This window comes from Paenibacillus sp. GXUN7292 (assembly GCF_050864975.1).
In the GTDB taxonomy this organism is placed as follows: domain Bacteria; phylum Bacillota; class Bacilli; order Paenibacillales; family Paenibacillaceae; genus Pristimantibacillus.
Genome location: NZ_JBOZWO010000057.1, coordinates 19,112 through 30,556, shown reverse-complemented (window position 1 = coordinate 30,556; position 11,445 = coordinate 19,112). Strand labels below are relative to the sequence as shown.

Here is an 11,445-nt window from a genome sequence, read left to right as displayed (position 1 = left end):
CGTTAGCGGGAAAAAAGCTAGAGAATTCGACGAAATGTTCTTCTAATGGTCATAAGTGTCCGCATACCACAACAAAAAGACTGCTTTTTGGTTCTAACGGTCATTAATGACCGCACCGCAAATAGAAGATAGGCGGCTAAATAGATGGATCATTTTAGCCCTCAAGATCCATGTACGCTACTTTCGCGGCAACGGCAAGTCTTGGAACCTTTTGTACGTATATCCCTGCTTGTACGGCTGTCTGTTTTCCACCAATTGTATATTTTAAACGGTTGTATATATTTGGATCATTGACGCCCCAATTAATAGAGGGGTATAGTGTTCTTCGTAATTAAAGAAAATGTTGCATATTGTAGAGTTTTGTCGAAATACTAACAACTGTATCCATTTCCCAGCGTACGGTGAGGTGTTGCAGATCGGCGTTCAACCACATGCGCTTTATTTGGAAAATGGAGCAAAGTTCAAGGTAAACTTCATACTGATCTCAGCAGAATACATAAAAAATGAGAAGTATGATTTTTATTTTGTTTTTTCTTGCGGCATCGTATGCCATAAATAAACAATAAAGGGAAAAATGGGGGTATTGAAGTGAAAAGAAAGTCACTCGCTACAGCAATTTCAATGCTGCTGGTCATTGCTTTGCTTGCCAGTGGATGCGTATCCAAGCCTGGTACGAATGGGGGTAATGAAGGAGAAGCGCCTACAGGCTCGAACGGTGCCTCAAAAAATGAGTTTCGTATGAATCTATCGACTGAGCCGCCGACGATGGATCCGGCACAAGCGCAGGACCAAGTATCCGCAACAGTTATTAATGGCGTATATGAAGGTCTTACTCGTATAAATGAGAAGGGCGAAGTGCTTCCTGCTGTCGCCAAGGAATGGAAGATGTCGGAAGACGGCAAAACCTATACTTTTACGATTCGTGATGATGCAAAATGGAGCAATGGCGATGCGGTAACAGCACAGGATTTTGAATATTCTTGGAAACGTGTGCTCGATCCTGATCTGAAGCCCGAGCCTTCTGCTTATGCATACTTGCTGTACTATATTCAAGGCGCTGAAGCCTATAACACAGGCAAGGGAAGCGCAGACGATGTAGCGGTTAAAGCACTGGATGAGCATACGCTGGAAGTTAAGATTAATGCACCTACACCTTATTTTGCTAGTATTATGGCTTTCCAAACCTATTTTCCTGTTCATCAATCGGTGAAGGACAACCCGGCATTTGCTGCTGAAGCTTCAACGATGATTACAAATGGTCCATTCAAGCTTTCGGAATGGAAGAAGAATACGTCAATGACATTGATCCCGAATGAGAACTACTACGAGAAGGATCAAATCAAGCTAAGCAAGGTATACTTCACAATGGTTAACGATTCAGGCTCTGAGCTGAGCATGTATCAGACAGACAAGCTTGATTATGCAGGCATGCCGACTGGCTTGCTGCCGCTTGATCAGCTAAGTACTTTAAAAGAAAGCAATCCTAATGAATTCAATATAAAAGGTACAGCAAGCTTGTACTATTTCCTGTTGAATACTACTGAGAAGCCGTTTGATAATGTGAAAGTCCGCAAGGCGCTTTCCATGGCGATTTCACGTAAGGATATAACTGAAAAAGTAACACAAGGCGGACAGCTGCCTGCCTTTGGATTAGTTCCTCCAGGTATTTTGGGTCAGAAGGAAGAATTCAGAAGCGAAGTTTCTGACGATTATTTTAAAGAAGATTACGAAGAGGCGAAAAAGCTGCTTGCTGAGGGCTTGGCTGAATCGAATATGACAGAGATGCCTGAATTCAGCATTATCTACAACACGAATGATTTGCATCAGAAGGTTGCAGAAGCCATCGCTGAGATGTGGCGTGTAAATCTTGGCATCAAGGCTAATATCGGCAATCAGGAATGGGGCGTATTCCTTAAAAACCGCAACGCGCTTAATTACGAAGTAGCCCGCGGCGGCTGGGGAGCAGATTATAATGACCCTATCTCGTTTATCGACTTGTTTACAACACAAAGCGGCAATAACAATACAGGCTACGCCAAGAAAGAGTACGACGCTTTAGTCGATCAAGCTTATGGCACTGATGATCAGGCGATTCGTATGAAGGCAATGGCCGATGCTGAAAAAATGCTAATGGATGACAGACCGATTATTCCTTTGTATTACTACAGTACGGTATATATGATGAAGCCTGGCTTCAAGGATATTTTCATTGATTTCAAAGGCGATATCAATTACGTACGCGGCTCCTATCAAGCACCGTAATAAGGTTATAGAACGGGATATAAGCTGCTTATATCCCGTTCTTCTCTTGAATCAGCTCATAAGAAAGGAGCGCTGTGCATGGCTCGTTATTTAACAAAAAAAGTGGTTTATATGCTCGTTTCGCTGTTCTGTTTGTCTACAGCGACTTTTTTTCTGATGAAAGCCATTCCCGGCAATCCTTTTCAGTCAGAGAAAAACATTCCAAAGGCGATTCAAGAGCAATTGAATGCAAAATATGGCTTTGATTTGCCTCTGTGGAAGCAATATTTGAATTATATGAATAATTTGGCTCATCTTGATTTTGGCATGTCTATGAAGCAGCAGTATACAACTGTAGCAAGCGTAATCAAAAACGGTTTCTTTTACTCGATGCAGCTTGGCGTTTTTGCAATTATTTTAGCTGTTGCAGCAGGCTTGCTGCTGGGATTTATTTCAGCGCTGAATCATCGCAAGTTTCTTGATGGCTTTACCATATTTGTTGCTGTGCTAGGCGTTTCTATTCCCAACTTTGTTGTAGCGACCGGGCTGCAATATTTATTTGGCGTAAAGTGGCGTCTATTCAATGTAACTGGACTAAATGAGCCGATGGATTTCGTGTTGCCGGTATTGGCCCTTTCTTTCCTGCCGGCAGCATTCATTGCGCGCTTGACGCGCTCAAGCATGCTGGAGGTGCTGTCTGCCGACTATATTAAGACGGCTAAAGCGAAAGGGATCAAAGGGCGGGTTATACTGACGCGCCACGCCTTGCGCAATGCGATTTTACCGGTTGTAACTTATGTAGGGCCAATGACAGCCAATATCATTACGGGCTCCGTTATTATCGAGCAAATATTTGGTATCGGCGGTTTGGGCAAAGATTTTGTAAACAGTATAACGAATCGGGACTATACCTTGATTATGGGATTAACCTTGTTTTATGCGGTTATATTGATGGTTGCACGTTTGGCGACAGATATAGCGTATGGCTTTGTTGATCCTCGCATGAAGCTGATGAATAAGGGGGGAGGCTGACGATGGCTGACAAGCAATTAACACCGGACGATTTTATTAAGCTTGAATCAAGCGAAAAAAAATCAGAGATTGTCGTTCGCGAAAGCGTATCCGCCTGGAAGGATGCTTGGCTGCGCCTTTCCTCCAGCAAGCTGTCGATGATCAGCTTGGCTATTCTTATCATTATTAGCTTATTTGCGATATTTGGCCAAATGATGACTCCGCATGATTATCAGACCAATAATCTAAGCATGACCAATCAGCCGCCCTCCTCGGAGTACTGGTTTGGTACAGATTCACTTGGCAGAGATATGTTTGCGCGAACATGGATGGGAGCGGGCATTTCCTTGCAGGTCGGCCTTTATGCAGCGCTGATTGATCTCGTTGTTGGCGTCATTATCGGCGGAATCATGGGCTACTACGGCGGCAAGGTTGACGAGGTGCTCAATCGTATTTGCGAAATTCTATATTCCATTCCCAATATGCTCGTCGTTATTTTGCTTATTGTAGTTTTAAAGCCTAGCATGTTTACCATTGTATTAGCTCTTGCTATAACTGGCTGGATCAGCATGGCCTGGATTGTGCGCGGACAGGTTATGCAGCTGAAAAACCAGGAATATGTACTGGCGGCCAGAGCGCTGGGCGCAAGTCCTTCGCGCATTATGTTTAAGCATTTGATTCCTAACGCGATAGGTCCGATTATTGTCACCATTACGATGACTGTGCCGTCGGCTATATTTGCTGAAGCTTTTTTAAGCTTCCTTGGCCTAGGTGTGCAATCGCCTGCCGCTTCGCTTGGAACCCTTATTAATGATGCGCTAAAAGCGATGACAAATTATCCTTGGCGCATGCTGTTTCCTACAGTACTCATTTCTTTAACGATGCTTTGTTTTAATATTTTTGGGGATGGATTGCGTGATGCTCTTGATCCTCGAATGAAAAAATAGGAGGTGGGAGCAATGACAGATAATCTGCTTGAAGTAGATGATTTGCGTGTTGAGTTTCAGGTGCGCGGCGGAGTCGTGCAGGCAGTGCGCGGAGTGAGCTTTGAGGTGGGCAAAGGCGAGGCTGTAGCTATTGTAGGCGAGTCTGGCTGCGGCAAAAGCGTAACCGCTCAATCGATCATGAAGCTCATTCCTTCACCGCCAGCATCGATGAGAGGCTCGATTCGCTTTAAAGGCCAGGAGCTTGTTACGAAAACAAATAAAGAAATGGAAGCGATCCGCGGCAAGGAAATCGGTATGATTTTCCAAGATCCGATGACATCGCTGAATCCGACGATGACTATTGGCAAACAAATAACGGAGGGGCTGATGAAGCATCAGAAGCTATCTCCAGCCAAGGCGCGCGAGCGGTCGCTGGAAATGCTGAAGCTGGTCGGTATACCGAATCCGGCAGTGCGTCTGCAGCAGTACCCGCATCAATTTTCAGGCGGCATGCGTCAGCGGGCGATGATTGCAATCGCGCTTGCTTGCAATCCGGCGCTGCTTATTGCCGATGAGCCGACCACCGCTCTTGACGTTACTATTCAGGCGCAAATTATGCAGGTCATGAAGGACCTCCAGGAGAAGCTGGGCACTTCTATTGTTTTAATTACGCATGATCTTGGTGTTGTTGCCGATGTATGTGATCGCGTAATTGTTATGTATGCAGGCAAAGTTGTAGAGACGGGCACGAAATGGGAGATCTTCAAAAATCCGCAGCATCCATATACAAGAGGCTTGCTGCGCTCCATGCCGCGACTTGATGGCAGCAAGGATGAGCCGCTTATTCCGATATATGGCACGCCTCCGGATTTAATTAAGCCGCCGGTTGGCTGCAGCTTTTGCGCTCGCTGCGATGAGGCTATGCGGGTATGTGTCAATAATGATCCGGCTCTGTTGCCTGTTGATGGCAATAATGAACATACTGCAGCCTGCTGGCTGTCGCATCCTTATGCCAAATCAAATGAGGAGGTGTCCGTATGAGTCAGCCCTTCATTCAAATACAAGAGCTAACCAAGTTTTTCAATCTTGGCGGAGGCAATATTTTAAAAGCGGTCAATTCCATTGATTTATCGATACAACGCGGCGAAACGGTCGGCGTTGTCGGGGAATCCGGCTGCGGCAAATCAACAGCCGGCAGGACGATTATGCGTTTGTATGAGCCTACAAGCGGGACTGTTAAGTTTGATGGCAAAGATATTTACAAGCTAAAGGGCGCTGAGCTTAAAGCACTGCGACGCAATATGCAAATGATTTTCCAGGACCCGTACGCTTCACTTAATCCGCGTATGACGATTTTGGAAATAATCGGAGAAGCGCTTGATATTCACAATTTGGCTGGCAGCCGTACCGAGCGCAAGAAAAAGGTAGAAGGCCTGCTTGATTTGGTAGGTTTGAATGCAGAGCATGTAACGCGCTATCCGCATGAATTTTCAGGCGGTCAAAGACAGCGTATCGGAATTGCCAGAGCGCTCGCTGTAGATCCTGCCTTTATCGTAGCAGACGAGCCGATTTCGGCGCTGGACGTATCGATCCAAGCTCAGGTTGTTAATTTGATGCAGCAGCTTCAGCGCAAGATGGGCTTGACCTACTTGTTTATCGCGCATGACCTTTCCATGGTCAAATATATTAGTGACAGAGTCGCCGTTATGTATTTGGGCAAAATTGTAGAGCTGTCGGAAAGCTCGGAGCTGTATGATCATCCGCTTCATCCATATACTCGGGCGTTGATGTCGGCTATACCGATACCAGACCCTGAGGTTGAGCAGCAGCGTGATAGAATTGTATTGAGCGGAGACTTGCCAAGTCCCGTCAATCCGCCCTCGGGCTGTCAATTTCATACTCGCTGTCCGATTGCTACAGATAAATGCAAGCATGATGAGCCGAAGCTGCTTGAAGTGCGCAAAGGCCATTATGCAGCCTGTCACTACGCTTAATTAACGAAATGAAAGGTCTTGTCGGACCGTTCACCATATAATCAGGGAAGACGCTGGCATTGTCCGGCGTCTTTTTTTGTGAATTGATGAACAGACTGTGGATAACTTGTTGATAAAAGGTTGTTTATTGTGTGTAAAATATAGATATTCATGTGGATTTACTGTGAATAACTTGTGGATGATGTGGATAACTCGAGGCGTAGGCTGTCTATCAGGTGAACATCGCATTAAAAAACCAGAAAATAACGCAATTTCGCAGTTGCAAAATCAATTATAATAAAGATATGCCCTTGACGCATGGAATAAAATTACAAATGGAGGCGTTTGCATGAAGCCTAATATACTATTTATTACTGTTGATCAAATGCGTTTTGACTGTCTTCACTATTTGAAGCATCCCGTTATTCAAACTCCAAACTTAGATAATTTGGCTCGCAACGGGGTGTTGTTTAAACATGCTTATACAGCTACGCCATCCTGTGTGCCGGCAAGAGCCTCAATTATTACAGGGATGAGTCCGAAAAATCATGGGCGTGTAGGTTATCAGGATAGGGTGCCATGGAAATATGAGCATACGATGCCGGGGGAATTCGCAATGGCAGGGTATCATACGCAGTGTATTGGAAAAATGCATGTGTACCCGACAAGGAATTTATGCGGCTTTCACAATATCGAGCTTCATGACGGTTATATGCACTACAATCGCAATCGTGCAGCTGCTTCCGCGCTTGAATGGTGGGATTATACGGACGATTATTTGCCTTGGCTGCGGGAAAGAGCCGGCTATGACCAGGATATTATGGATCATGGCTTGGACTGCAATGCTTCGGTTGTCGCCCGGCCATGGCATTTGGAGGAGAAATATCATCCGACCAACTGGGCGGTTACAAAATCGATTGATTTTTTAAGAAGAAGAGATCCGAGCAAGCCTTTCTTCCTGTGGACCTCCTTCGTTCGTCCACATTCGCCGCTTGATCCGCCGCAAGCTTTTTTTGATTTATATAAAAATATGGATTTGCCAGAGCCGCCGATAGGCGATTGGGCAGATACGGAGGACCGCGCAAGAGACGGCTTAAATCCGACTACTGGCAAAGGAATTGTCCATGATCGCATGCGCAAGGATGCCTTGGCGGCGTATTATGCCTTGATTACCCATATCGATAATCAAATAGGCAGACTCCTTAATGCGTTGTACGAGTTTGGAGTAAGCGACAATACGATTATTTTATTCACATCAGATCACGGTGATTTAATGGGCGATCATTATCTTTTCCAGAAGCGCCTTGCCTACGAGGGCAGTGCGAAGATTCCGCTCATATTGAGCGATCCGTCTGGGCTGCTTGACCTTGGACAGGGGCAGCAAGTAGATCAGGTTGTCGAGCTTCGAGATATTATGCCGACGCTGCTTGACGCTGCAGGAATTGCTATTCCGCAAAGCGTGGATGGGTCAAGCCTTATTCCGCTGGCCCAAGGGCAGCCCCAGCCGCAATGGCGCTCCTATATTCACGGGGAGCATGCGCACGGAGAGCTTTCCTATCAATTTGCAACGGATGGGAAGCGCAAGTACATTTGGTATTCGCAGACAGGCGAGGAGCAATATTTTAATCTGGAGCAGGACCCTCAGGAATTATATAATCTTGTGAACGACGCCGTCTGCAAAGACGAAGTATCGCTTTGGCGCAAACGTGTCATCGATGAATTGGTTGGCAGGGAGGAAGGCTATACGGATGGCGAGCAGCTCATTACCGGCCGCCCTGTGCAAAATGTGTTGAGCCATATTCTATGAAGCGAAAAGCGGGAACGGGCATTTTTCGTAAATTCATCGTTTCATCCAGCAGCATCCAGCATAAAATATTAATTTCCTTTATAGGTATAACCGTGCTGTCACTTTTATTTTTTGGTTATATTTCTCTTTATTTGTCCAAAAAAAATATGGAGGAACAGATCAGCTTGTCCAAAATGCGCAATCTGGCGGTTGTAACGGAGAAGCTTGATATAATGATCGATAATATCGTATCACTGTCCAATATTTATTTTGGCAGCTCCGAGCTCAGAACGCTGCTTATGTCACCTACGGCTAGCGGCTCGTATGAGCAGAAGCTGAAAAAGGAATTTGTATACCGCATGATCGTCAACTACAAATACGCTTTTACTTGGCTGGATTATCACGTCTCTATTTTTGGTTTTAACGGGTTGGAAATGCACTCGATCTATGAAGGCCAGGTAGGCTTGTCCAAGCTTGCCAGCCAGCCCTGGTATAAGGAAGTGGAGCAGCAGGACGGAGCCGTTTATTTGATGCGCAATACTTCACCGGAGCTGGCTTCTGCAATTGGCGAGGAGCATAGTATTGCGGTTGCACGAATGCTAAAGGACTATGAGAGCGGCAAAAATATCGGACTATTGATTATTAGCGTGAAGGAATCCTTTATCTATAATCAGATCAAAAGCTCAATAGAGGATTATGAAGCAATTATGCTGACGGATGCAGCAGGAAATATTTTAACTGCTAGCGACAAGAGTTTATTAGGTGCAAATATAGCGGACCGCTCGTACTATCCGGATGAAAATGACGAGCAGCAACACTTTGAATCGACGCAGATTGATGGCCGCAAGCAGCTGGCGAATTATTATCATATGTCGAAAACCGATTGGAACTTGATCCTCTTTTCACCGTATGACAAATTGTTTGAAAAAATCAATCAGGTTCAAAGGAACAATTGGTTTATCTTTATTATCATTATTTGTTTGGGGCTGTTCCTTTCATATATTATTTCAAGGCGGCTGTCTGTCCCGATACGATCGCTCTACGTAGATATGAACAAGGTGGAAAAAGGAGACTTGTCGATCCGCTCCGACATTGTTTCTAAGGATGAGATCGGGTTTCTGGCCTTCCGTTTTAATCATATGGTGAGCCGGATAGAGCAGCTGCACAAGGAATTGTTCAATCAGCAGGAGCAAAAAAGACGTGCGGAGCTAGAGGCCTTAAAGTCTCAGATCAATACGCATTTTCTGTTCAACACTTTAGCCTCGATCCGTTATATGGTCGTGACCGGCGACAGCCAACAGGCTGATTCTGTTATTGTTTCCTTGGTTAAGCTATTGCGCAAAACACTTTCCCAAAAAAGCGAGTTTGTTTATATTCAAGAGGAAATGGATCATTTGCGGCATTACTTGACGATTCAACGGGCAAGACTTAAGGATTCGTTCGAGGTGAAGTGGGAGCTGGAGGAAGAAATTTTGCATTATCGGGCCTTGAATATGCTTTTGCAGCCCGTTGTAGAAAACGCGCTGTTCCATGGCATAGAGCCTTTGAAGGAAACAGGAAAGATATGGATTAAGGGCTATAAGGAAAATGACCGCATTGTCATTGAAATTATTGATAACGGGATCGGCTTTAATCATAGGGGCGAAGATCGTAATCCCAACCATGGTACAGGCACAGGGCTTCAAAATATTCGCCATCGCCTCGATATGCATTTTGGCCATGAAGGCGAATTGTATTTAGAGCGGATTGAGGATAAATATACAAAGGCAACGATAAACTTCCCTGCATTTCGCAGTGAAAAGGAGCTGAAGCCGCGATGAAGGTTGTATTGGTGGATGATGAACTTCAGATGCTTAATTGGCTTCAGCTTATGCTTGAGAAAACGGAGTTTCCGGCAGAGCTGAAAGGCACCTTTGCCAATGGCAGAGAAGCCTATGAATATTGCATGGAGCATCCGGTTGACTTAGTAATTACAGATATCCGAATGCCTTTAATGGATGGGCTGCAGCTGATTCAGCAATTGAAGAGCAATAAACCCCACGTCCGCTTTCTGATTTTGAGCGCCTATGAGGAATTTCATTATGCCTCGGAAGGCATGAGGCTGGGAGCGAGCAACTATTTGTTAAAGGCTGAAATTACGGTAGACGAGCTGAACGAAGCGCTGAAGCGTATCAGCAATGATATAAGCAATGAACAGCGAATAGGCGATGAGCTGAAAAATATGCGCAAGGCGATTAATGAAAACCAGCAGGCGCTGCGCAACGTATATTTGAAGGAGCTAATTCGAGGCGAAGAAAAGGCGATAGTGAATTTTTTGCATAAAAAAGAATTTCTTCAACTAAAGCTCGAAATGAAATATCCTGTCGTGCTGGCTGTAGGCTTTGAGGCTGCGGAATTCGAACAAAAGGCTGCGCAATTTAAAAGCCGCGAGCTGCTGGAACTGGCAGTAGTCAACGTTGTAGAGGAAACGCTGGAGGCTGAGCTCGGAATAGGCAACTCATGTCCGATGGATACCGGATTGTTTGCTGTGACGATCAATATTCCGAATACGGGCAGCAAATCGATTCGTGAGCGCATGCTTCATTTTGCTAATCGCATCTCTGTCAACCTATGGAGCTATTTAAAGCTGCATGCCGCTATCGGCATTAGTGAAATATACGGGAATATTACTGAATTGAATCAGCGCTGGAAGGAAGCAGGGCAAGCACTAGGACAAAATTTGTTTTACGGCAGGCAAGTAATCGTCTGTTATCAGGATATTATTTTTGATATTCAAAGCAGAACGCATGAGGAGAAGGGCCGCACACTTTATGAGAAGGCTGCCCAACTGCTGGAAATCGACTATTATGATGAGCTTCAAGAAGAATTGTTTCGTCTGGTAAGGGCGATTGAAGAGAAAAAGCATTTGCTCGCAACTGATGTGAAGTCGGTGTTTTTAGAAATTGCATACATGATGAGACGAAAGCTTCAGTCTTTATCTGCTGCGCCTGTAGAAAATGTCCGATTTGTAGGTATTGATCAGGCGGCCACCTTTCAGGATTGCAAAGCCTGGCTGCTTGACCAGGTAAACGACTTTATGAGCGTTGTCAATAAGAACAAGAGAAGTCCGGCTATTACCGAGGTTTGCCAATACGTTGAACAGAACTATATGGGCAATGTGTCGCTGCAGGAGGCTGCTTCGATTGTTCATTTGAACAAAACCTATTTGTCCGGATTGTTCAAAAAGGAGATGGGTGTCAATTTCAATGATTACTTGACCCAAATCCGCTTGGACAAGGCTAGAGAGCTTATCGTGACCAATCAGTGCAATATCGGGGAGCTAGCTGAAAAGGTAGGCTATACAAATTCCAGCCATTTTACGAAAGTTTTCAAAAAAACGATGGGCATGTCGCCATTGGAGTTTAAAAAAAATAAAAAATGAGTAGTATGCAGCGATTATTGCGCATAATTGAGAAATTTTTCAAAATGCAATGACCGAAGACGCCAAGGCCTCTTTGGCGTCTTCGCT

8 protein-coding genes are annotated in these 11,445 nt (G+C 45.0%); all 8 read left to right on the top strand.

Annotated features, from left to right (window positions below; all coding sequences use genetic code 11):
- The first annotated feature begins 588 nt into the window (after positions 1-588).
- The 8 genes from ACRRU2_RS26780 (at position 589) to ACRRU2_RS26745 (ending at position 11,358) form a co-directional block, all read left to right on the top strand.
- On the top strand, positions 589-2,262 hold the full coding sequence (locus ACRRU2_RS26780) for a peptide ABC transporter substrate-binding protein (RefSeq protein WP_432506355.1): 1,674 nt from the start codon (positions 589-591) through the stop codon (positions 2,260-2,262).
- A gap of 78 nt (positions 2,263-2,340) precedes the next feature.
- Complete coding sequence (locus ACRRU2_RS26775; protein ID WP_331697796.1) at positions 2,341-3,273, top strand: ABC transporter permease; 933 nt, start codon at positions 2,341-2,343, stop codon at positions 3,271-3,273.
- Positions 3,274-3,275: 2 nt separating this feature from the next.
- Entirely contained in the window at positions 3,276-4,199 is a 924-nt protein-coding gene (locus tag ACRRU2_RS26770) for an ABC transporter permease (RefSeq protein WP_331697795.1), read from the top strand.
- A gap of 12 nt (positions 4,200-4,211) precedes the next feature.
- The gene (locus tag ACRRU2_RS26765; protein WP_432506352.1) at positions 4,212-5,219 is read left to right on the top strand and encodes an ABC transporter ATP-binding protein; all 1,008 of its coding nucleotides are present in this window, start codon (positions 4,212-4,214) and stop codon (positions 5,217-5,219) included.
- A complete protein-coding gene (locus ACRRU2_RS26760) occupies positions 5,216-6,172 on the top strand; it encodes an ABC transporter ATP-binding protein (RefSeq protein WP_432506350.1) in 957 nt (318 codons plus the stop codon). Before ACRRU2_RS26765 ends, ACRRU2_RS26760 begins: the two co-directional genes overlap by 4 nt.
- Positions 6,173-6,500: 328 nt before the next feature.
- Complete coding sequence (locus ACRRU2_RS26755; RefSeq protein ID WP_432506348.1) at positions 6,501-7,958, top strand: arylsulfatase; 1,458 nt, start codon at positions 6,501-6,503, stop codon at positions 7,956-7,958.
- Positions 7,955-9,757: a cache domain-containing sensor histidine kinase gene (locus ACRRU2_RS26750; RefSeq protein WP_432506346.1), complete on the top strand. Its 1,803-nt coding sequence runs from the start codon at positions 7,955-7,957 to the stop codon at positions 9,755-9,757. The genes ACRRU2_RS26755 and ACRRU2_RS26750 overlap by 4 nt, the downstream gene beginning before the upstream one ends.
- Positions 9,754-11,358, top strand: a complete 1,605-nt coding sequence (locus ACRRU2_RS26745; RefSeq protein ID WP_432506344.1) for a response regulator — start codon at positions 9,754-9,756, stop codon at positions 11,356-11,358. Before ACRRU2_RS26750 ends, ACRRU2_RS26745 begins: the two co-directional genes overlap by 4 nt.
- The last annotated feature ends 87 nt before the right edge of the window (positions 11,359-11,445 follow it).

Excerpts from the sequence above, each read along its gene's own strand:
- ACRRU2_RS26745 (WP_432506344.1), top strand. The coding sequence starts at position 9,754 with ATGAAGGTTGTATTGGTGGATGATGAACTTCAGATGCTTAATTGGCTT.
- ACRRU2_RS26750 (WP_432506346.1), top strand. The coding sequence starts at position 7,955 with ATGAAGCGAAAAGCGGGAACGGGCATTTTTCGTAAATTCATCGTTTCA.
- ACRRU2_RS26755 (WP_432506348.1), top strand. The coding sequence starts at position 6,501 with ATGAAGCCTAATATACTATTTATTACTGTTGATCAAATGCGTTTTGAC.
- ACRRU2_RS26775 (WP_331697796.1), top strand. The coding sequence starts at position 2,341 with ATGGCTCGTTATTTAACAAAAAAAGTGGTTTATATGCTCGTTTCGCTG.
- ACRRU2_RS26760 (WP_432506350.1), top strand. The coding sequence starts at position 5,216 with ATGAGTCAGCCCTTCATTCAAATACAAGAGCTAACCAAGTTTTTCAAT.
- ACRRU2_RS26765 (WP_432506352.1), top strand. The coding sequence starts at position 4,212 with ATGACAGATAATCTGCTTGAAGTAGATGATTTGCGTGTTGAGTTTCAG.
- ACRRU2_RS26770 (WP_331697795.1), top strand. The coding sequence starts at position 3,276 with ATGGCTGACAAGCAATTAACACCGGACGATTTTATTAAGCTTGAATCA.